The following is a 21,815-nucleotide window of genomic DNA, read 5'->3' as shown; positions in this document are numbered from 1 at the left end:
AGATTATTAATTTTGAAATTTTATAAAATATAAGCAGCTATGAAACTCGAGTTAAAGAATTCAACCACGTACTCATCTTCGGTAGTAGAAGACCGGGCCAGACAATTAACAAACTACGTTCAGGGGTTGGGGCAAGTGGCAGCTGATAATAACTACGAAGCAGCTGAGGCTTCAATCAACCTACCGGTTGATGATGAGCTACTGTCTGTGGTAGAAGAGTTGGTGGCACAAAAAGTTTCGCCTAAACTTCGATATATTTTTGTGACTGGGATTGGCGGATCTAACTTGGGTACTAAGGCTGTTTACGATGCTTTAGTCGGTTATGGTGATGTGTTGTCAGCAAATCATCCCAAGATGATTTTTGTTGATACCAATAATTCCACTATGCTTCGTTTTTACGTTGAGGAATTAATTCCGACTATTAAAGAAGTGGAAGAATTTTTGGTTGTTAGTATTAGTAAGTCTGGCGGTACTACTGAGACAATGGCCAATACAGAAATAATCCTAAGCGCTCTAAATAAAAAATTCACTGATGCTGAGGAGCGAACGGTAGTAATTACCGACGAGGGTTCTTTGTTGTGGCAAGGGGCGGGAAAAGCTGGTCTTGCCAAACTGGCGATACCTAAGATGGTTGGTGGGCGGTACTCTGTTCTATCAGCGGTTGGGCTTTTTCCGCTTTTGGCAGCTGGTTTAGACATAAGAGCCTTAAGGCGGGGGGCGGCTGACATGCGAGCTAAATGTATTAGTTCAGAAATGGTTGAAAACCCAGCTCTTTTAAGTGCTGCTTTCTTATCTTTGGCGCACGATGACGGTAAGTCTATTCATGATACTTTTCTCTTCAACAGTGAGCTTGAGTCGTTGGGTAAATGGTATCGCCAGCTCTTGGGAGAAAGTATCGGTAAAGAATTTAACTTGGCCGGAGAAAAGGTAAATACTGGATTGACTCCTACGGTCTCAATCGGTTCGACTGATCTGCATTCAGTTGGACAGTTGTATCTAGGTGGTCCCAAAGACAAGGTAACTACGTTTGTCTACAATCAAAATACCGACAAACAATTATCTGTACCAGCCGATCGTATGTTTGGTGAAATTGCTACCATGATAAACGGTAAGACTACTGATGAAATCGTGGAAGCAATTCTAGAGGGGGTAAAAATTGCTTACACCCAAAATGATCTACCGTTTATGGAAATAAAACTAGAAGGGATAAACGAGTATGAGATCGGTGCTTTTATGCAGTTTAAGATGCTGGAAGTGATGTACCTAGGTCAATTGTTCAATGTTAATGCCTTTGATCAGCCTAATGTTGAGTCGTATAAGGTTGAGACTAAGAGGATATTGGAGGATTCCTAGAGTGTCAGTTGGCTAGTTGAAAAGTCCCGCGCGAGCGAAGCTCGCGCGGGACTTTTCTAACTTTTTAAAATTTGTGTTATGCTAAAAAACATGAGACTTTTAGGTATAGATTTTGGTCAAAAGCGAGTCGGAGTATCAATTACCGACGAATCAGGCAAGATGGCATTCCCGCATGCGGTTTATGGGAATGATCAAGAATTACTAACAAAAGTAGTGGCTCTTATTGAAGAGAAACAGGTAGCAGAGATTGTGATTGGCTATTCGTTGGATAAAGAAGGAAAACCTAATGCTGTACACGAAGCAGTTGAGGAATTTATCACCAGCCTTACTCTTGAAACTGGGTTACCAATCCACCTTGAACCTGAGCAGTACACCACACAGGCGGCGCTAAGGATTCAAGGGCGCAATGATATGACTGATGCAGCCGCCGCCACCTTGATATTAGATAATTATTTAAGTCACCGATAATTGATTATGGAGCAAATTGAATTTGAAGATTTTGCCAAGCTGGAGATAAAGATTGGCACTATTAAGTCGGTAGAGATTGTTCCGGAAGCTGATCGACTACTCAAACTAATGGTAGATTTTGGTGAAACGGAGCCTAGGCAAATTATATCTGGTATAAGGAGTTATTTCGAAGAACCTGAGCAATTGGTTGGTGTGCAGTGTCCTTTTGTTACCAACCTTAAACCGCGCGAAATAAAAGGCCTGATGAGTCATGGTATGATTTTGGCTACCGGTACTGCAGAAACATTTACTTTATTGGTACCGCAGGCGCCGGTTGAGGCGGGTGCTGAAGTAAGATAACTTTCATGCCAGAGAACGTAGAAATTAAAACTACTAAAGATAAGGACCTAAGAGAGGTGACACAAAAATCAAAAGGACTACTTAGTTCACGCTATGGTCTGTGGGTTTTGGCTATCATATCTTTTGTGGAGTCAATGCTTTTGATTCCCTTAATAACCGATCCTTTTCTGATCGCATATATATTACTCCATCGCTCTAAGGTGGTGACAGCTGTTGTAGTAACTCTAGCCGCCTCTATTATCGGTGGCCTAGTCGCCTACATAACAGCCAATTTCTTTATTGATATCATACTTGGCTTTTTGTCCGACAAATCAGTAGCTGAATTTTATGTAATAAGTGAGGAATTTAAGAACAGTACCTTTATTCTTGGGTTGGTGGGAGCTATTACGCCTGTTCCTTTTACTTTGACTGCTTTGGCGGCTGGAGCTATTAAAGGTAACCTACTCTTATTTTTATCAGGAGTGTTTGTGGGACGTTCTGTTCGCTACAGTATTGCAGGTTATTTGACATATCATTACGGTGAAGATGCGGTTCGGATGGCTCGCAAAAATATCAAACCAATTACCATTATCACTTTTGTTTCCATCATTATTTATTTTTTACTCACTATGTGAAGAAGGTGACGTTTTTGGTGGTAGAGACAGCGTATAATAGATAATATGAATGTCTTGAGTTCACTGACGAAAATAGTCCCACCGCCGAGCTTCATGGTGATGCCTAGTGTTGGGGTAGATATTTCCGACACTTCTATGAAGTATGTGTCTTTTCATCCGTCACTGCGGTCCGACCGGTTGCGGGTCCTAAAGGAGTGGGGTGACATTAAAATCCCGAAAGATGTTTTGGAAAGAGGCGAGATCCTAGATCCAAAAGGTATGGTTAATGCGCTGAAAGAATTCAAAGCTACCACTAAGGCTGACTACATTAGGGTATCACTACCAGAGGAAAGAGCGTATATTTTTGAAACAGAGATCAAGCGTAATGTTCCACCGAAAGAAATTCGTAATGTTTTAGAGTTTAGATTGGAAGAGAATGTACCGATACCTGCTAGAGACGCTATTTTTGATTATGAAATAATCCCATCGTACACCAATCAAAACATGGTCAAGGTTGTAGTGGCCGCCTATCAACGTGAGACTATTTTAAAATATTATGATGTTTGTAGGGAGGCAGGGCTAACCCCGCTTTCTTTTGAGGTTGAGGCGCAAGCTATGGCGCGGGCGGTGGTTTCTAATGATAACGATGATGTTGTTATGCTTTTGGACTTTGGTAAGACCAGAACCGGAGTCGGAATTGTGGGTGGGCAGTCTCTACTGTATACATCCACGATTGATTTGGGTGGCAAGCAATTGTCACAAATGCTTAGGAAAACCCTGGGAGACGTACCGGAGGATGAATTGACGAAAATTAAAAATACCATTGGCTTGATTACTGAAACCGACGATACAAAAGTCTATGATGCATTAATTTCTACCATTTCTGTCATAAAAGACGAGATAGCGCTTCGTATGCAGTATTGGCACCAGCGTGGTAGTAATAGAGATGAGCGACGAATTAAAAAGGTAATTATTTGTGGAGGGAGTGGTAATTTGCGTGGGCTACCGGAGTACCTAACTGAGATGTTGGGGGCTAAGTGTGTGCGAGGTAATGTTTGGCAAAATGCTTTTGATACTTCAGTGATGATACCGCCAATTGAAAAACGTTATTCATATGGTTATGCCACTGCTATTGGTTTGGCTATAAAGAGCTCTGTTTAGTATTTATGATTAATCTAATACCACCAACCGCTAAAAAACAAATAACCAAGGAATACTGGGTTAGGGTTATTTCGGTTTGGTTATTTGCGGTGAGTGTGGCGGGTCTTTTGGTAGCGATTTCACTACTACCGGTCTATGTTTTGGTTACTTCTCAGGTTGGTACTTATGCCTCATCCGCTAAGGAGGTGGCCGCCAAGGTGGCTGATTATGATCTTTCGGCTTCGGCTTTAACAATGGCCAAGAGACAATCGGCCTTGTTGGTCGAGCTACAGCAGTTAGAACAATTTTCTTCTTTGATGGCAGCCATTGATGACCTACAAGGCTCAATGATTATTATCAACGATTATGAGTTTCTTCGTGCGGGCATGGCTGTAGAGTCTGTAGAGGTAAAAGGGATAGCTGATACCAGAGAAGCTTTGGTCGAGTTTCGTGACAACCTTTCAGCTCTGCCTGAAGTGAAGGATGTAAAGTTACCGATTTCTGATTTAGCGAAAGATAAGGATATTGGTTTTACCTTATCAGTTAATCTTAATACTGATAATAAATAGCCTATGAGTAATAACACCAAAAGCACATTTATTATTTCATTGATATCGTTTGTTCTAACGTCAGCTATTTGTGGCTTTTTGTTTTTTGAGATTAATGCTCAAGGAGTTCGTTTAGATAATAACGTGGCTCTTTTAAAAAGTAATAATAAGAAAGACTATACTCATTTAAATATTACACGAACAATGCAGGAGACAGAAGCACAGCGGACTGAGTTGTCAACAAAGTTTCTCCGAGATGCCAATGATTCAATTACCTTTCTAGATGAAATGGAAGCACTGGCTCCGACGCTAGGTCTAACCTTAAGGACAGAATCCATTGATGATACTATTGCTGATAAGGAAAAAGGTTTGAAGTTTTTCAAGGTTGTTTTTGTTTACGTGGGTGAAAAAGATGCGGTGAAAGACTTTGTAAGAATACTGGAAAATATACATTACCATTCGTATCTCGAATCTTTGTCATTAAAATCAATAGCTGGAGATACTTGGGAAGGTGAGGCGACTATATTAATAACAATGCAGACACCATGATCGAGAAAAAAGAGATATTAAAGATGGTAGACCATGTCATCCATCCACATAAAAAAGAATTCTCCGACAATCAAATCATGCACCCGGAAAGAGAGTGGTTGATTGGACTTGTGATTTCTACATTAGTCGTGATTTCTGGGGTCTGGTGGAGTGTTAGCACCTATATGCAGTACAGTAATGTGTCTGTAGAAGATACTGATGGTTCTGGCGGTGCGCCGATTAATTATAAAAGTGAATTTGTCGAAGCGGCAATAAATAACTTTAACCAACGGCAAGAGATATACGACACGGTACGCTTAGATATGATTAATAAGTATGGTCATAATGAACTGCCATTGTTTGATAAAGAGGGTGAAGCTACTGGTGAAGTAACTAACGACACGTCGGTCTCAGACTCGGATATTCAAACCCAAGAGACACCAAGTAATCAAGGGACTAGGGCAGATGTAGTTGAAGATACTGGTTCGTAGTTGGGGGTGAATGGGATTCCTGATTCTTTCGGTGTCCCCAGCAGGAATCCTCTTCGAGCCTGGGATATTGTCGTGTTGTCACACATCCAATATCCCTTCGATTCATGACGAAGGCAAAACCGTTTGCTTTCTCTGGGGGACACGAATCACTAAGTATAATCTTGCACTCCGTGCAGATTTTGCTAAGTGTTCGCGAATCTTACAGATTCTGTGCACCCATTGTTATTTTTTCTGTGGTCACGAGTTACTAAGCATAATAATTCGCTGACGCTCTTATTTTGCTAAGTACTCTCGACCCCGGCTCGACTGTTTTCTTCTCTGGGAAGGAGAAGAAAACATGTCTCCGCCCGGCACACAGGCACGAAACTGAAGCAGTTCAGTTTCTAAAACAAACAAACGACTCTTTTAAAAGAGTCGTTTGTTTGTTTTGCCTGTGTGCCCCCTTGGCGTTGCGGATTTTCACCCAGCAAGCCCCACAAGGGTTTCCGAGCGACTGATGTCGCTATTTTCTGACCCCTATCAGTAGGGACTTATTTATTAGGATTTTGCCTCTTCTGGAACGGTATCGAGATATATTCGCTTGTTCCTCAAAATCAGCCTGCCTTTTACATACTTCAAGATCTCACGCTGTTCATCGTTACGACCCTCTTCAAAGATAATCTTGGCGTATTTACGGAGGTCGTATTCCTTCTGCTCATCAGTGCGTTCTTCAACGGGTTTGCCTTGAACAAATGCCCGCACCTTGTACCACTTCTCAATCTCAGACTCGAGCATTTCTCGCATACCAATTTCATCAAGCTCGACGACATCAAGAATTTTATACAGTTCTTCCAGTAATTGAGTCTCGCTAATATATTTCTCACGACAGTCACGGTTACGATTTCGGCAACAGACGTAGTAACGGTAGACAGCTTCTTCACCAGTGCTTTTAAGAGTTTTGTACTTCTCTTCGGCAGTGATACCCGAGCTACAAGTACCACAGCGTATCAAGTGAAGAAAACCAAACGGCGCAGTCTTAGATTTACGGTAGCGTTTCTTCCGCTCCTTCTGAGCAATTGCTTCCTGTGCATCATTGAAAAGCTTCTTGGTAATGGCGGGCTTATGTGCACCTTTGTATATCTGTCCACTCTTCTTCGGAAATTCAAAATAGCCGTAGTAGAAAGAGTTGTGGAGCATGGCTTGAACGAGGCTGTAATTCAGGGGTTTGCCAGAGGAAGTGGTCATGCCAGTTTCCTTGAGCCAGCGTTCAATGGCGTAGGTTGAATAGCCCTCGTACGCTACTTTCCGAAACGCTTCCTTGATGAATGGAGCGTCTTTCTTATTTAAATGCACAACTCCTTCTTCACCCTTCATGCGTGACTTGCTGTATCCGAGTGGCGGATAGGCACAGGGCCAGAGACCTTTAGCAGCTGCAGCTCGCAGACCCCTCTTCACGTTGATACCTTTCTGATCGTTCTCCAGCTTGGCTTGTGAGCAGAGAATCATGAGGAGGAACTTTTCGTTTGGTGAGTTGGAGAAGACTTGATTGAAGGTACGAATCTCCAACAACTTGCCATTGTCCATCATGTCTACCAGCAAGCCGAGGTCACCAGCATTACGACTGAGGCGGTCTGGGTTCCAGGTAAGGATGGCGTTGTACTTGCCAGCTTTGAGTTCTGTGACCATTTCCATGAAGACCTCACGTTGTCCTGAGTGCTTGGCTGAGTGCGACTCGGTTTTTATTGCTACGACATCGAGCTTCTCTCGGTCAACGATTTCCTTCATCTCCTTGAGCTGAGAGTCGATAGACAACGCTTGGCGTTCCTCTTGCTCCATGGATTTGCGAGCGTAGATACAGTATTTGAGCACGATGGGCTTCTCAGACGGAGCGGCGATTTGATAATTCATAAAGTGATTATATGCCGATGGCTCAGTAAAGCCACATGTTACAAATCTGACACCCAAACAGCTATTTTAAGAGCATTTTCAGAACGGTTTGAAAATACGGATATGGCTTAAAACAAGGATATTATCGCTGTAAAAGTCGGTTGTATAATTAGAGTATATGTACACAAAAAACACACTTACTTCGCTCCGTCAGGCTCTCCTGCAACGCAAGGCTCTTGAGGATCAGGTGCGACAAGCAATAGAACCAATAAAACCAACACTCCGCTTCATTGCTGAGCTTCAAGTTATTTATCAGGAAGTATACGGCGCTGAGACAGAGACTGAGATATCAACGGAATCAGCTCCCGTGTCAGCAAGTTCAATGAAGGCTAAAACCAAGAAAGAGGTCTTGTTCACTGAGGCGAAGGTTAAATTACCAGAAAACGCTAAGTGGCAGGAACTCAGTATCAGCTTCAAAAACAACGAAGATGTAGAGGTGAAATACGGAGACACAATCATCGGAAAATATTCACATGAGGATCTCGGCTTCGCTCAGGCTAACACTGAATGGAAAAAACCAGATCGCCGTTGGGCTTTGCTTCGGATGATGTCTGCCTTGCTTGGACGTGAGCCAAACATACCTGCCACGAAACAGCATTTGATGAATGTTTGCGGTGTTACTTCACCAAACGCAGTAGAAAAACGAAAGAGTGACTTATCAATGGGTCTACGTCAGGCGTTTGGTATCAACGAAGAACCATTTGAACGATATACCAACGAGACTGGCTACCAGCCCAAGTTCACGCTTCTTCCTGAAAAGGAGTTACGAGGCAGTGGTGAACTGCGACATTCTGGTGCAATGGACTTTGAAGACGAAATATATCGCAATGACTAACTAGTCGCTGAAATCTCAGCAGTAGATGGTAGAGGGACCATTAATATAAAACACCCTCGCAATCTACTATGAGTAATAAAATTACTTGGCACACAGAGACACGCAAAGTCGATGATCTCGTGCCGTACGACAAGAACCCTCGCACCTTGTCGGACAAACAGCGTAAAGACCTTGAAGCGAGCATTACCAAGTTCTCTCTAGCGGAGATTCCTGCGATCAACACTGATAACACTATCGTGGCAGGACACGCCAGATTGAAGGTGATGCAACTACTCGGTCGCGGGCAAGAAGAAATTGACGTGCGAGTACCAAACCGCACCCTTACCAAGAAGGAATTTGAAGAGTATCTCCTACGCTCCAATAAGAACACAGGCTCGTGGGACTACGAACTGTTGAAGGATTTTGACACTGAGTTCCTCTTGGACATCGGCTTCGATGACGGAGACCTCTCTGACATCTGGGACGATGTGCTGGAGATTGATGACGATGAGTTTAATCCTGAGAAAGAGCTCAAGAAAGCCGAGACGACTGACATTAAGTCTGGTGACTTCTTCAAGCTCGGTACCCACTATCTTATCTGTGGTGACAGCACGAACCCCGAGACAGTGAAGAAGCTTGTTGGTGAGACCACAATCGACATGTCGTATGTAGATATTCCATACAACATCGGACTCTCGTACGACAAAGGCATCGGGGGCAAGAAAAGCTACGGTGGTGTCGTTGATGATAAGAAGACAGACGCTGAGTACCGCACCTTCGTACGCACACTGATGCAAAATGCGGTGGACGTTTCAGCTAAGGACTCGCACCACATCTGGTACTGCGATTCAGCGTATGTCGGCATGCTTCAAAACCTCTTCGTTGAGGTAGGTATCGCATACAAACGCACCGCCCTCTGGATCAAGAACGGTATCAACCCAACGCCACAAGTAGCGTTCTCGAAAATCTACGAACCAGCCCTTTACGGCACGGTTGGTAAGCCATACCTCTCTAAAAAGCACACCAAACTCGCCGAGATTCTGAATAAAGATATCGGCATCGGTAACGCTACCATCGATGATGTCACTGACATGATTGATATCTGGCTCGCTAAGCGTGACGCAGGACAATCCTACGATCACCCAACGCAGAAACCTCTGTCTTTGCATGAGCGACCACTCAACCGTTGCACCAAGATCGGCGATAACGTGCTCGATCTCTGTGGTGGCTCAGGTTCAACCCTCCTTGCGTGTGAGCAAATGAAGCGCAATGCGTTTCTGGTCGAGCTCAACCCCGTCTTTGTTCAGGTAATCATCAACCGCTATGAAAAATTCACCGGTACCAAAGCTACCAAGATCAATTAAGACAGGGGACATCATCTGTCTTGGTGAGCACGTTCTCATCTGCGGTGATTCCTCCAAGGTAGACCTCTCTGTCTACGGGAACATCGACCTCCTTCTAACTGACCCGCCGTACGGTGTCGATTACGCTGAAAGCAAGCGTGGCATTGGCAAGATTGCCAAGGATAAAGACATCTCCAATGACGGATTTATGTCCGACCAACAGTACGTTGAATTCACTAAGAGCTGGCTTTCTCCAGCACTCTCAAAGCTGTCCAAGAAAAACAGCATCTACATCTTCAACTCCGACAAGATGATCTTCGCTCTCCGTCAGGCCTGTCTTGAGGCAGGCATGAAAATTGCCCAACTTATCGTCTGGGTGAAGGATCGAGCAATCGTGGGACGACTCGACTACCTACCGCAACACGAACTCATTCTCTACGGTTGGAAAGGTACGCACGACTTCAAGCGTGGCAAAGACAAGTCAGTTGCGTTCTACCCGAAACCGTCGCAAAGCAAGCTCCACCCGACGATGAAACCAGTCGGATTACTCCGCAGACTGATTCTTAACAGCACGAAGGTTGGTGACACCGTCTATGACCCGTTTGGTGGCAGTGGCTCAACCTTGATTGCCTGCGAGCATACGAAGCGTAAGTGTATTACGGTCGAGATGGACCCAGAATACTGCGAGACTATCGTTGTTCGCTGGCTAAAACTTACTGGTAATGGACAAGCGCGAGAAGCGGATACAGGAGCGGATTCTGAAACAGCAAGAGAAAGTACTCCAGTCTCTGTGTGAATCGGGTAACGTGAGCTTTGCTTGCAAGAAGGCTGGCTTGAGCCGTGAGACGTACTATCGCTGGGTGAAGGAGGATGAAGATTTTGCGGTACAGGCGGATAAGGCAATCAGTGACGGCAAGAGTTATGTAAATGACTTGGCGCACAACCAGCTTATGCGTAGTATCAGTGAAGGCTACTTTCCAGCGATTAAGTTTCAGTTGAGTAACTGTCACGATGACTATCATCCGAAGAAGACTACTTCGCCGTACCGCTTGGAAGAGATGACACCACCAATCACTATTGCTTCCATTCCAACTATTGCTCGTCTTGAACGATATCGAGAGTTCATTGAAAATGGGGGTCATCCTGATGATTGGGAAAGATAAAAATAAACCACTGCCCGTCAGTGGTTTATTTTTTACATCCCTGCTCTAGCACAGTCTGCTTTCTCGATGTCTTTCCACTTTAGGTAGTTTGGTTGGTCTTCGGCTTGGAGATACGCAGCTGTGACCATTCCTGCTTGTACGCAGATTTCAATTGCGTCACCACCTTGCTTAGCGAGGTTGTATTGTCGGACTGAATCAGCAGCGACCTGGTCTTCGATTTTGTCGAGGTCATTAGCTGCTTGTTGTTCGAGTCCTCCGCCGAAGAAGAACCAACCTCCTGCTCCCATAATAATGAGGCTGAGAAGTACCTTCGCTACAGATGAACTTCCTTCCTCGTTCTTGTCTTCGTTTTCTGAAGACGATAGTTTAAATGATTCCATATAAATTGTGCTTTGGGTTTATAAATTGGTGAGGTACAAAAAGCCCGCCACCAGGAGAGCCGAAGCTCCTATAGGAGTTTCCCCCTATAACCCAAAGCACGAGCCCTGATGACGGGTTCTTTATGTGCTTTGGGATTTTCGACCATACCATTGGGGTTGCCAATGGGTTAGGTCTACCGTATTTGGTTGTAACGGACATAATAGCTCAAATAGGGCTATTAGTCAGCACTTTAGCTTAGTTTACTGGTCTTGCGAAGCGGAGTTACCAGACGCTTCGAGCTGCTCCGTCACCGGCTCCATAGCTCGTTCCACCCTACGTTCCATCTTGTTTGTGAAGTAGTTAAAGATCGGTTGAGTAATAAACGTTACTTCCTTAGTCCAGAGATTGATCGCATTTTGCGAGTTCCAAGTAATAACACCCCAGCCAATAGCAATCACCATCGCACCAACCAGTAGTGCTTGCAGAATTCTTCTCGGGTACTTAAATGCTAAATCATCCATGGTTCACAATCTTATTAATTTTAAAGAAAGGGTCACCCACTAATTCCTTTGGGTAGTGCTCGCAAATACCCTCTTGCACACTTGGAAAGAGCATGCGGTTACTCACTTCCAATGTGTGTTTATTACCATCGTAGTCTAGGCAAAGCACTTGGTTTTGATCAGGGTTCCAAGGTGTAAACAGTTCGACAAACATTCCCACTGCAGCCGACGCAACAATACCGTTCGCCCACACCACTTGAGGTTGTCCCCCAGCAGCACCGTACTCTTGCACTTCTTTGTTTACATTTTGTTCGTTCAATATGTTGAGGCACCAAAGACAAGGTTTCGATGGGATCGATTTTGCAACCTGACCAGTTATGTAAGTACGTCCATCTGTATTACTTACATCAATACCGATGTCAATGTAAGGGATCATAAAGCGACGAGCAAAATTTTCGAGCTGTCGCCTCTCGTCTAGCGAATCAACGCAACCGAATATGCAGTCACACTCGCGCAATAGGTTAGCAGCGTTTTGCCATTTTTGCGATTGAACTGAGACATCGGCATCTTCATTGACGCTACGTATCACTCGAGCAAGAATATCCACCTTATTTCTCTCTGCTCGTACATCTTCCGCTGTACCGCCAACTAACCGATTCAGATTGCTTTCCTCAATCGAATCGTGATCAACTAGGATGAAATTTTTCACACCCAAATGAACTAGTTGTTGTGCCACATGTGAACCGCCGCCGCCAAGACCAACAATAGCGACGTTCAAGCGGGCGAAAAGTGAGTCGCTGTCCTCACCTAAGAAGCTTTGTCTAGAATAACGTTCGTTCATGGTAATTAGAGTATTTTGTTGGCGAACCAACACTAATAACGGTTTCTATTGGCTGCGATTCTGCTTTGGTAGTCCAAACTTTTCCTGAAGCATGTCGTTCGTTGAGTACCAGAATGCCATGAGGCATTGCGGGTGCGGTGTTGAATATGTCTGGGACAAATTCGTCAGCACTCAATAGATCAGTCTGGCTGAACCAAGGCACATTTGACCCCATGTGTTCGTGGACATGAAAGACTGATACGTTCTGACCTCCTTCATTGAAGGCGAGTTCAAGTGCCTTTTGAATTGCATCTTTACCGAACCTCACTCCTACCGTGTAGTCAGGGATGTAGCAATCATCGGGTATCGGCGTATAACCTAGCGCATAAATGGTGAGCGTGTCATCACTCGTGTACGCACAAGAATTAGAGATGAACCCTATACGCTCAAACGCATACGGGTGAAACCGCGATAGGTCTTCCTTAATTGTTGCTATTAGATCAGCATTTATTTTGTAGACGACCTTCATATGAGAGCGGTTAAATGGCTCGCTAATATCTGTGACAAACGTTGGTTGGCCTCGACACCTTTCCATGACCATGTATGCCAATTTCTCCCTAGAAGCTGATGGATTGTCCAGTTCTTCTGTTTGTGACTCAAAGGTTCTGCCAAGAACAGACGAGTTGCATAACCAGTGTGAGCGAATGGGCACAGTAACGCATCCATCACCACTACCTTCCCATCGGAAATCAATTCCAAATTGGTGAGCAGTATAAAATGATGAGGACCGTCAGCGAGTACTTCGACTCGCTCACACTGGTGACCCAACTCGTTTAGTTGTTCTTGATCAAACTCCATACGGCTTACGATGATGTTCCGGTACATACGTGTGTCACGAACACCTCATGTCCTGAGACATTGGTCTCGTCGCAATCACCAATCGGTACCAACTTCTTACCTTTGATTTCAAGCAGCTCACGGTTCGGCTCGATACCAAATGCTTGCTTGAGCTCCTTACCCGTGTACTTTCCTCGTTTAATTTTGTGCTCTACACCATCCACGGTGACGGTTACGAGCTTTGTTTTATGACCACGCTGTGCGTGCTCTTTTGTTGAAGTTTCCATATAATAAATAGAAGCTTATTGGTTAAATCATGTGGCCAGTGCGCTTGACCCCAAGAGGGAATCGCGGTACTGTTTCACATGTAAGACACAGTATAAGGCATGAGCGTCTTATCTGTCAAACATTTTTGTATTATGTATGAAACAATCAAATAAAGACACCTCCCGCAGGTTTGAAAAACTTGGCGAAAAAGTTTTCGCCAAGAGAGCCGGGCGGGGTGTTCGTGTTGTGGCCAAGGACATTGGGATTAGTCCGGCGACCTTGTCACGTATCGAACGAGGATATATGGCCGACATAGATACTTTCCAAAAAGTCTGTGCGTGGCTTGAGATTGACGCAGGAGCTTTTCTGCAGGGCGAAACTCGTGAGGCGACCAAGCACGAAGCGCCAATGGCAGCAATCCACTTTAGAAAAAACAAAGAAGTTAAACCTACTACTGCTAAAGCTCTAGCAGAAGTAATTATTGCTGCCCAAAAAGAGATGGCGAAACTCCAGCCTATTGGGAGTGAATAAGGTCCCGGTATGTATAAACGTGGTTTCAAAGCATGGGCGGAGAAAACCGCGCTTAACATAAGGAAGAGACAAGGACATCAGGCCTATTCCCCGCTAGACATGTGGGTACTGGCAGAGCTGCATGGCATTAGGATTTGGTTGCCAGAAGACATTAATGGTGTGAGTAAAGAATGTTGCAAGACTTTGACAGAAGATGATCCCGACAGCTGGTCTGCTATGACGATAAGGTCGAATGATCTTGCGGTGATCGTTTTAAATCCGACACATTCGAAAGCAAGACAGGCTAGTAACTTGGCTCATGAACTGTCTCATTTGATTTTGGGGCATGAGGGCGGAAAGAATTATGTTATCGATGGGTTGCTGTATGCTTCGTACAATCAGGATGAAGAAGATGAAGCGGGGTGGTTGTCTGGTTGTCTACTTCTTCCACGAGAAGCTTGTATTTATATAAAGAAACAAAAACTCACGGATGTTCAGGCGACTAGAAAATACGGTATTAGCAAGGAAATGTTGAACTACCGTATGAATGTGACTGGTGTCGCGAAGGATTTTCAGTGATCAACTTACCAACTACCAACCCCTCTAGACTTCCTAGAGGGGTTGCGTCATTAGTGTTGGTAATGAGCAGAACAGAAGCACCAGAGGGGTTCGTGTCGAGCAAAATAGTAGCGCCAGTAACACTAAAATACTGCTTGTACGCACGTAAGTCGACGGAGTCTGAGGAGATGCAAGTGCTTTCTATCGACTCTCAGATCAAAGAAATGCTGCAGATGGCGGAGCGAGATAATCTGGAGGTGGCTGAAATCAGGAAGGAGTCACATTCCGCTAAAGAAGCTGGCACGAGACCAGTGTTCAACGAGCTTGTAGCAGATATCCATAGCGGTAAGTTCAACGCCATACTGACATGGGCACCTGATCGAATTTCAAGGAATGCAGGAGATCTCGGACGAATAGTGGATCTCATGGACTCGGGAACACTGCACGAGATACGAACGTACGGCCAGAAGTTCACCAACAACCCAAATGAAAAGTTTCTACTGATGATTCTTGGATCACAAGCCAAACTAGAAAATGACAACAAAGTTCAGAACGTAAAGCGAGGTATGCGAGCACGGTGTGAGATGGGTCTTTATCCATGTATTGCACCGACGGGATATTTGAATAGTAATCGCACTGACAAAAAGTGTCACAAGGACATAGACCCCAAGAGAGCACCGATTGTAAAGAAGATGTTTGAGAAGATCGCGTACGAGAACCTAACAGGTAGACAACTTTACTTCTGGCTTCGTGACGAAGTGAAGTTCACGACAAGAACAGGCAAACCGATATACCTCGGCAATCTATATATGATTCTCCGAAACCATTTCTACTATGGAACGTTCGAATATCCGAAAGGCAGTGGTGAGTGGTATAAGGGCATACATGAACCAATCATTAGCAAAGCGCTCTTCGATCAGGTGCAGGAAAAGATCAAAGTACAAAACAGCAGGTCAGACGGATGGCAGACAAAAGAGTTTGCCTTCACCAAGTTACTGAGTTGCGGTCTATGTGGCTCAGGTATCACTGCTGATGAGAAATACAAAACTCAAAAGAACGGAAACGTACACCGGTACGTGTATTACGGGTGCACGAAGCATAACGATAAAAACTGTACATGTGGGTACATAAACGAAGAAGATTTGATCGAGCAACTAGCTGGACTGATGGACAAGATAGCGTTTGATGAAATCGGAATGCGCAAAAAAATTAAAGATGAGATTGAACGACATAAAAAGTTTCAAGCTGGATTACTTGGTGAGAAAGAGACGAAGGTGAAAGTGAAAGATATTGAGGTACGAAACTACGCTAAGTACATTCTGAGGGAAGGGCAAGCTCATGAAAAACGAGAGCTATTATCCTGTCTGAAAACCAGACTTCTGCTGGCAAACAAAACTATAAGTTTAGGCAAATAATATGACTTTCTTGTTCACATCAATGCGAATTTACTACTCTCACTATTGGTATAATTATGCTAAGCAAAACTTTTACATGAACGAGAAGCTTGATTCAAAAATTGGAGCAAATATTAAAGAGTTATTGAAAAAATCAGGTCGCTCAAAGAGCGATTTAGTGAGAGATACTGGTCTTGATTACCACACGATTTCGAAGATCGAACGTGGTATAACACCGGACCCTAGGGTTCATACAGTAGAAAAAATTGCCAACGCTTTAGGAGTAAGTATTAATCAGCTTTTAAAATAAACCGCTTATGTCAGACGAACAAAAAAGACTTCTAGAGAAACAACTGTGGGCGGTGGCAGATACGCTAAGAAGTAGCATGAATGCTGATGAGTACAGGAATTACATTCTTGGCTTCATTTTCTATAAATATCTTTCTGAAAAGCTTGAGAAATATGCTAACGAGGAACTTTTGAAAGCTGACAAGCGCACTTTTGCTGGTTTAGATATAAAGAAAGATAAAGAGTACATTGAAGCGGTCAAAACACACTCACTCGAAAAACTTGGGTTCTTCCTGTTGCCAAATCAACTTTTTGCGGAAGTTGTTAAGAAAGGCAACGGTGAACGAGGTGACGACAAGTTCATACTCGAAGACCTTAAGGGAGTACTTAACTCAATTGAGCAGACTTCTTCTGGTACTGATAGCGAAGATGACTTCAAAGGTCTGTTTGCAGATGTAGACCTTGCCTCAGTAAGACTCGGGTCATCAGAAAAGATCAAAAACGAGAGAGTAGTTGCGATTCTCTCACATCTCTCAAAGATTGATTTTAGATTGGAAGACGCAAAGAGCGACGTGCTGGGTGATGCGTATGAGTATCTCATTTCTCAGTTTGCGGCGGGGGCTGGGAAGAAAGCGGGTGAGTTCTATACTCCTGCTCAAGTTTCACGACTCATGGCAATGATTGTGACTGATGGTAAGAAAAAACTTCGCTCAGTTTATGACCCTACGTGTGGTTCTGGCTCACTTCTTCTGCGCCTTGGAGAATATGCTGAAATTGCTCATTACTATGGACAGGAGTACAACACAACTACGTATAACCTTGCTCGCATGAACATGATCTTGCATGGAGTACACTATTCAAAATTTGATATTGAGAACGGCAATACTCTCACGGACGATAAACTTCCAGATCTTAGGGCCGAAGCAGTAGTGGCCAATCCTCCTTTTGGGGCAAAGTGGAAGGGTGATACTGACCCGACCCTTGCTGCAGACGATCGATTTTCTCAATACGGAAGACTTGCCCCAAAAGGAGCTGCGGACTACGCGTTTGTTACTCACATGCTCCATCATCTATCTGATAACGGTACGATGACTGTTGTTTTGCCACACGGTGCACTATTTCGCTCGGGAGCCGAAGGTCATATTCGTAAGTACATTATTGAAAAACTCAATTATCTCGATGCTGTTATCGGACTACCAGCAAATCTTTTCTATGGTACTGGCATTCCAGCAACGATTCTCATATTTAAGAAGTGTAGAAAAGAAGACGATACGATTCTCTTTATTGAAGCTTCAAGAGATTCTCGTAAGGGTAAAAATCAAAACTTCTTGGATGATGAACATATTGAAAAAATTTTTGATACCTACCGTCACCGAAAGGAGATTGATAAATACTCACACAATGCCTCATTAGAAGAAATTAGAGAAAATGACTTCAACTTAAACATTCCTCGCTATGTAGACACATTCGAAGAGGAGGTTTCAATTAATGTGGATGCCGTCGCAACAGAGCTTAAGAACTTGAAAATAAACGAAACTAAGTTAGAGAAAGTCATAAGTGAAACGTGTAAAGAACTTGGAATAAAAATACCGTTTTAATCATGTCTGAATCTTCTACAAAACAGAAAAAAGTGCCCGAACTGCGATTTTCACAATTTTCTGACTCATGGCAAGAAAAACGAATTGCTCAAATACTCACAGTATGTAGTGGTAGAGATTATAAACATCTCAAAGCAGGTAATGTGCCAGTTTTTGGTACCGGTGGGGTTATGACTTATGTTGATGAAGCTCTTCATGATGGTGAGTCAGTGTTCATTGGTCGCAAGGGTACTATTGATAAGCCAGTTTATTTTAGCGGTCGTTTTTGGACTGTTGATACTCTCTTTTATACTAGTGACTTCAAAGAAGTCACCCCCAAATTCGTTTATAGACTTTTTCAGAATATCTATTGGAAGAAGTACAACGAGGCATCTGGCGTACCAAGTTTATCAAGAAGTACCATTGGAAAAATAAAGGTCTTCCTACCCTCTGTAGGTGAACAAAAAAAGATTCAAGTTTTTCTTAATAATGCCGATTCACTTATTGAAAAAATGAAATACCAGAGGGAGAAACTTGAAGAATTTAAGCAGGGAGTTATGCTAAAAATCTTCACACAGGAAGTACGTTTTAAAGATAAAAATGGAAAGAATTTTCCTGATTGGCAAACAGTAAGACTTGGTAAAATCATAGAAGAAAGAACTGAAAGAGCGGGTAATAAAAATTATGATTTGCTTTCGATCACAATGAAAAACGGCGTAACTAAATACGATGATTCAGTTAAGAAAAATAATTCTAGTGGTAACAAATCAAATTACAAAGTAGTCCGCAAAAATGATATTGCATATAACACAATGAGGATGTGGCAAGGGGCATCCGGTGTGTCTGCCTTTGAAGGAATTGTGAGTCCAGCATATACAGTTGTCGCTCCTAAGACTGGCGATCCTAATTTTTTTGGCTATTTATTCAAGATACCGAGAGTGGTGTTTGATTTCTACCGTTATTCGCAGGGTCTTACTTCAGATACTTGGAATCTAAAGTTTAAGCACCTTAAAGAAATTAAAGTTACAGTGCCAACTTCAAAGGATGAGCAGCTTGAAATTAGCAATTTCCTAAAATCTGTTGACGAACTAATTGAATTTAAGTCAAAGCAGATCGAGAAAGCAGAGACTTGGAAAAGAGGCCTTCTCCAGAAAATGTTTGTGTAATTTCTAATTATTAGGTTATATAGAGGTCTATGACTCATCAATCCGAACAAGAACTAGAAAAAACACTCCTGAAACAACTTCAAGGGTTGGGTTTTGAGTCTGTCGTTCTGGTTGATAGTGATGCAATGGTTACTAATTTGCGTTCTCAGTTAGGTAAGTTTAACGGTGTTACTTTCTCTGATAATGAGTTCTCACAAATTCTCAATCATCTCAATAAGGGAGATCGCTTTGAAAAAGCAAAAACACTGCGTGACCGTTTTGCGCTTAAGCGTGATGATGAGAGTACATTCTACGTACGTTTCTTTAACATGGCGCAGTGGTGCAAGAATGAGTACCAAGTTGCTCAGCAGATCACCCAAGTCGGTTCATATAAAAATCGTTACGATGTGACACTGCTTGTAAATGGTTTGCCACTGGTGCAGGTCGAACTAAAGCGTCGAGGGATGGAATTGAAAGAGGCCTTCAATCAGATCCAGCGATATCACAAGCATTCATATGCTGGCAGCCTCTTTGAATACATTCAAATTTTTGTCATTTCAAACGGAGTAAACACTAAGTATTTCTCAAACAATCCAAAGCAGTCTTTCGAGCAGACGTTTTATTGGACAGATGAAAATAATCAAAAGATTACTCGTTTGGAAGACTTTGCTTCAGTATTTCTTGAGAAGTGCGCGGTGTCGCAGATGATCGCAGAATACATCGTGCTTGCTGAGTCACTTCACATTCCGCTTATTCTTCGACCATATCAATACTTTGCAGTACGACGTATTGTGAATCGAGTAAAGGAATCATCTAAAAATGGCTATATCTGGCATACAACTGGTTCAGGTAAGACGTTAACATCATTTAAAGCTAGTCAGATACTCTCAGATATCCCTGAAGTTAAGAAAGTACTTTTCGTGGTTGATCGTAAGGACTTAGATATTCAGACTACAAAAGAATTCAACTCCTTCTCCGCTGGGTCAGTAGATGGGACAAGTAGTACTCGTACTCTCGTTGACCAACTTAAAGATCCCACACGTAAACTAATAGTTACCACTATACAAAAGCTAGACATCGCTATTGGTCGGGAGGGGTATCTTAATCAGTTTGCAGACTTGGCTGATGAAAAGGTGATTATTATTTTTGATGAATGTCACCGAAGTCAGTTTGGACAAACTCACGCTCGCATTAAGAATTTCTTCAAGAAGGCACAACTATTTGGCTTTACGGGTACACCAATCTTTGCGGACAATAATGTTGGTGGTGTGACCACGGTGGATGTATTTGAAGAGTGTTTACATAAGTACATCATTACAAACGCCATTTCTGACGGTAATGTACTCGGCTTTGCTGTTGAATATGTCGGTAAATATACTCAAAAGGAACAGGATACACTCGATGCGGACATCTTTGCTGATATGGAAGTTGAGGGCATTAACACTAAAGAGATTTTGGAGTCAGATGACCGTCTCCAAAAAATCACTGAGTATATTTTGCAAGATTGGAAGCGAAAGACTAAGAATGGTAAGTTTAATGCTATTTTTGCTACTCCGAGTATTGAAGTGTTGAAGAAATACTACAATTTATTTAAAGCCAAGAAGCCCGAGGATTTCAAAATTGCCACCATCTTTACCTATCAGGCAAATGAAGATGAAAGTTCAGACATGCTTGATGCAGATGTGTTTACTGATACCGACGCTCCTATAAATGAACATTCTCGAGACTTCCTTGAGCGATGTATAAAAGAATATAACAGCGAGTTTGGTACTAATTATTCAACTGACACCTTCTATGATTACTACAAAAACCTTCAACAACGCATCAAAGATAAAGAGGTAGATTTGGTTTTGGTTGTAAACATGTTTTTGACAGGTTTTGATAGCCCTCGGCTTAACACTTTGTATGTCGACAAGAATCTTCGCTATCATGGTTTGGTTCAAGCTTATTCACGTACAAATCGTCTCCTCAACTCAGATAAGCCACACGGTAATATTGTCTCGTTTCGTAATCTGAAAAAGAATACTGATAAAGCGTTGGCACTTTTTGGTGATGAAAACGCTAAAGAAGTGGTATTTAAGAAACCATACGAAGAACAGAAGAAAGAGTTTGGCGCGAAGCTGGAAGAGCTTCGTGAGAAAGTGCCAAATGTTGAGGACGTGGATAAAATTCAAAGTGAGGAAGAAAAAGCGTCATTTGTTCAGAGTTTCCGTGATTTGCTTCGTATTAAATCATCGCTTGAGACCTTTGCTGAATTTGATTTCGCTGACTTAGGTATAACTGAACAAGAATTCTACGATTACCAAAGTAAGTATCTTGATGTATACGAGGAGCGAAAGAATAAGGACAGCAAACAACTTGAGTCCGTACTAGATCAGATTGATTTTGAATTGGAGCTTGTTGCGACTGATATTGTAAATTTTGACTACATTATCAAGCTAATCGCTGGGCTTAAGGATGTTACGTCAGACACACTTAGAGCTAAGAAGACTGATGAAATCCTTAAGATCTTTGATCGTGATATTCAACTTCGTAAGAAGAAAGAACTTATACAAAAGTTTATAAAAGAGAACCTTCCCCAGATTGGCCGTTCAGAAGATGTTGAAGCTGAATTTGCTAAGTTCTGGGACAGTGAACGCTCAAGTGCTTTGCGGAAAGTTGCAGAAGATGAGCATATAAACCTCGAATCCTTCCAAGATCTTATCGGCGAGTATATCTATACACAGAGGACTCCTTTAGGAGATGACATTATTGCTCTTTTACCAGAGACACCAAGTGTACTTAAACGACAAGGAATCATTGACCGCATTAAAGGTGCGATTGTAGATATTGTAGATATCTTTGAGTGGTAGA

26 protein-coding genes are annotated in these 21,815 nt (G+C 42.9%); 19 read left to right on the top strand and 7 right to left on the bottom strand.

Annotated elements, in window-relative coordinates:
- Positions 1–39: 39 nt before the first annotated feature.
- The 8 genes from H6779_02450 to H6779_02415 all read left to right on the top strand — a co-directional run bounded on the left by H6779_02450 (position 40) and on the right by H6779_02415 (position 5,460).
- The gene (locus H6779_02450) at positions 40–1,353 is read left to right on the top strand and encodes a hypothetical protein (protein ID USN88283.1); all 1,314 of its coding nucleotides are present in this window, start codon (positions 40–42) and stop codon (positions 1,351–1,353) included.
- 90 nt (positions 1,354–1,443) lie between these two features.
- The gene (gene ruvX, locus H6779_02445) at positions 1,444–1,821 is read left to right on the top strand and encodes a Holliday junction resolvase RuvX (protein ID USN88282.1); all 378 of its coding nucleotides are present in this window, start codon (positions 1,444–1,446) and stop codon (positions 1,819–1,821) included.
- A 6-nt stretch (positions 1,822–1,827) separates the two neighbouring features.
- The gene (locus tag H6779_02440) at positions 1,828–2,160 is read left to right on the top strand and encodes a hypothetical protein (protein ID USN88281.1); all 333 of its coding nucleotides are present in this window, start codon (positions 1,828–1,830) and stop codon (positions 2,158–2,160) included.
- Positions 2,161–2,165: 5 nt separating this feature from the next.
- On the top strand, positions 2,166–2,774 hold the full coding sequence (locus tag H6779_02435) for a VTT domain-containing protein (protein ID USN88280.1): 609 nt from the start codon (positions 2,166–2,168) through the stop codon (positions 2,772–2,774).
- 45 nt (positions 2,775–2,819) lie between these two features.
- Complete coding sequence (gene pilM, locus H6779_02430; protein USN88279.1) at positions 2,820–3,914, top strand: pilus assembly protein PilM; 1,095 nt, start codon at positions 2,820–2,822, stop codon at positions 3,912–3,914.
- A gap of 5 nt (positions 3,915–3,919) precedes the next feature.
- Positions 3,920–4,462: a hypothetical protein gene (locus H6779_02425; GenBank protein ID USN88278.1), complete on the top strand. Its 543-nt coding sequence runs from the start codon at positions 3,920–3,922 to the stop codon at positions 4,460–4,462.
- A 3-nt stretch (positions 4,463–4,465) separates the two neighbouring features.
- Positions 4,466–4,990 (top strand): hypothetical protein, encoded by a 525-nt coding sequence (locus tag H6779_02420; protein ID USN88277.1) that lies wholly within the window; start codon positions 4,466–4,468, stop codon positions 4,988–4,990.
- Entirely contained in the window at positions 4,987–5,460 is a 474-nt protein-coding gene (locus H6779_02415; GenBank protein ID USN88276.1) for a hypothetical protein, read from the top strand. The genes H6779_02420 and H6779_02415 overlap by 4 nt, the downstream gene beginning before the upstream one ends.
- A gap of 537 nt (positions 5,461–5,997) precedes the next feature.
- On the opposite strand, the gene H6779_02410 is transcribed toward H6779_02415, so the two are convergent.
- Positions 5,998–7,347, bottom strand: coding sequence for a recombinase family protein (locus H6779_02410; GenBank protein USN88275.1), 1,350 nt, complete (start codon positions 7,345–7,347; stop codon positions 5,998–6,000).
- Positions 7,348–7,504: 157 nt separating this feature from the next.
- Here H6779_02410 and H6779_02405 point away from each other — a divergent pair, with 157 nt between their 5' ends.
- The 4 genes from H6779_02405 (at position 7,505) to H6779_02390 (ending at position 10,706) form a co-directional block, all read left to right on the top strand.
- A complete protein-coding gene (locus tag H6779_02405; GenBank protein ID USN88274.1) occupies positions 7,505–8,221 on the top strand; it encodes a hypothetical protein in 717 nt (238 codons plus the stop codon).
- 119 nt (positions 8,222–8,340) lie between these two features.
- Positions 8,341–9,564 carry a DNA modification methylase gene (locus tag H6779_02400; GenBank protein ID USN88273.1) on the top strand — a complete coding sequence of 408 codons (1,224 nt, stop codon included), beginning with the start codon at positions 8,341–8,343 and terminating at the stop codon, positions 9,562–9,564.
- Complete coding sequence (locus H6779_02395; GenBank protein USN88272.1) at positions 9,524–10,339, top strand: site-specific DNA-methyltransferase; 816 nt, start codon at positions 9,524–9,526, stop codon at positions 10,337–10,339. The genes H6779_02400 and H6779_02395 overlap by 41 nt, the downstream gene beginning before the upstream one ends.
- Positions 10,266–10,706, top strand: coding sequence for a hypothetical protein (locus H6779_02390; GenBank protein USN88271.1), 441 nt, complete (start codon positions 10,266–10,268; stop codon positions 10,704–10,706). Before H6779_02395 ends, H6779_02390 begins: the two co-directional genes overlap by 74 nt.
- A 32-nt stretch (positions 10,707–10,738) precedes the next feature.
- Here H6779_02390 and H6779_02385 read toward each other — a convergent pair whose 3' ends face one another.
- From H6779_02385 to H6779_02360, 6 genes are all read right to left on the bottom strand, one after another.
- The gene (locus tag H6779_02385; protein ID USN88270.1) at positions 10,739–11,086 is read right to left on the bottom strand and encodes a hypothetical protein; all 348 of its coding nucleotides are present in this window, start codon (positions 11,084–11,086) and stop codon (positions 10,739–10,741) included.
- A 240-nt stretch (positions 11,087–11,326) separates the two neighbouring features.
- A complete protein-coding gene (locus tag H6779_02380; protein USN88269.1) occupies positions 11,327–11,587 on the bottom strand; it encodes a hypothetical protein in 261 nt (86 codons plus the stop codon).
- The gene (locus H6779_02375; protein USN88268.1) at positions 11,580–12,407 is read right to left on the bottom strand and encodes a ThiF family adenylyltransferase; all 828 of its coding nucleotides are present in this window, start codon (positions 12,405–12,407) and stop codon (positions 11,580–11,582) included. The genes H6779_02380 and H6779_02375 overlap by 8 nt, the downstream gene beginning before the upstream one ends.
- Positions 12,388–12,915: a hypothetical protein gene (locus tag H6779_02370; protein ID USN88267.1), complete on the bottom strand. Its 528-nt coding sequence runs from the start codon at positions 12,913–12,915 to the stop codon at positions 12,388–12,390. The genes H6779_02375 and H6779_02370 overlap by 20 nt, the downstream gene beginning before the upstream one ends.
- Complete coding sequence (locus H6779_02365; protein ID USN88266.1) at positions 12,912–13,244, bottom strand: hypothetical protein; 333 nt, start codon at positions 13,242–13,244, stop codon at positions 12,912–12,914. The genes H6779_02370 and H6779_02365 overlap by 4 nt, the downstream gene beginning before the upstream one ends.
- A gap of 5 nt (positions 13,245–13,249) precedes the next feature.
- A complete protein-coding gene (locus H6779_02360) occupies positions 13,250–13,510 on the bottom strand; it encodes a hypothetical protein (protein USN88265.1) in 261 nt (86 codons plus the stop codon).
- Positions 13,511–13,646: 136 nt separating this feature from the next.
- On the opposite strand from H6779_02360, the gene H6779_02355 reads away from it, so the two are divergent.
- From H6779_02355 to H6779_02325, 7 genes are all read left to right on the top strand, one after another.
- The gene (locus H6779_02355) at positions 13,647–14,021 is read left to right on the top strand and encodes a helix-turn-helix transcriptional regulator (GenBank protein ID USN88264.1); all 375 of its coding nucleotides are present in this window, start codon (positions 13,647–13,649) and stop codon (positions 14,019–14,021) included.
- Between the two features lie 9 nt (positions 14,022–14,030).
- Entirely contained in the window at positions 14,031–14,579 is a 549-nt protein-coding gene (locus tag H6779_02350; protein USN88263.1) for an ImmA/IrrE family metallo-endopeptidase, read from the top strand.
- Positions 14,580–14,641: 62 nt separating this feature from the next.
- Positions 14,642–15,973: a recombinase family protein gene (locus H6779_02345; protein USN88262.1), complete on the top strand. Its 1,332-nt coding sequence runs from the start codon at positions 14,642–14,644 to the stop codon at positions 15,971–15,973.
- Between the two features lies 1 nt (position 15,974).
- Positions 15,975–16,262 carry a helix-turn-helix transcriptional regulator gene (locus tag H6779_02340; protein USN88261.1) on the top strand — a complete coding sequence of 96 codons (288 nt, stop codon included), beginning with the start codon at positions 15,975–15,977 and terminating at the stop codon, positions 16,260–16,262.
- A 7-nt stretch (positions 16,263–16,269) separates the two neighbouring features.
- Complete coding sequence (locus H6779_02335) at positions 16,270–17,838, top strand: type I restriction-modification system subunit M (GenBank protein USN88260.1); 1,569 nt, start codon at positions 16,270–16,272, stop codon at positions 17,836–17,838.
- Between the two features lie 2 nt (positions 17,839–17,840).
- Positions 17,841–18,983, top strand: a complete 1,143-nt coding sequence (locus H6779_02330) for a restriction endonuclease subunit S (GenBank protein ID USN88259.1) — start codon at positions 17,841–17,843, stop codon at positions 18,981–18,983.
- A gap of 29 nt (positions 18,984–19,012) precedes the next feature.
- Positions 19,013–21,814 carry a type I restriction endonuclease subunit R gene (locus H6779_02325; protein ID USN88258.1) on the top strand — a complete coding sequence of 934 codons (2,802 nt, stop codon included), beginning with the start codon at positions 19,013–19,015 and terminating at the stop codon, positions 21,812–21,814.
- The last annotated feature ends 1 nt before the right edge of the window (position 21,815 follow it).

Source organism: Candidatus Nomurabacteria bacterium (assembly GCA_023898525.1).
Lineage (GTDB): Bacteria > Patescibacteriota > Minisyncoccia > Phycocordibacterales > UBA918 > OLB19.
The sequence above is the reverse complement of the archived record's forward strand: the minus strand, read 5'-3'. Positions and strand labels throughout refer to the sequence as shown.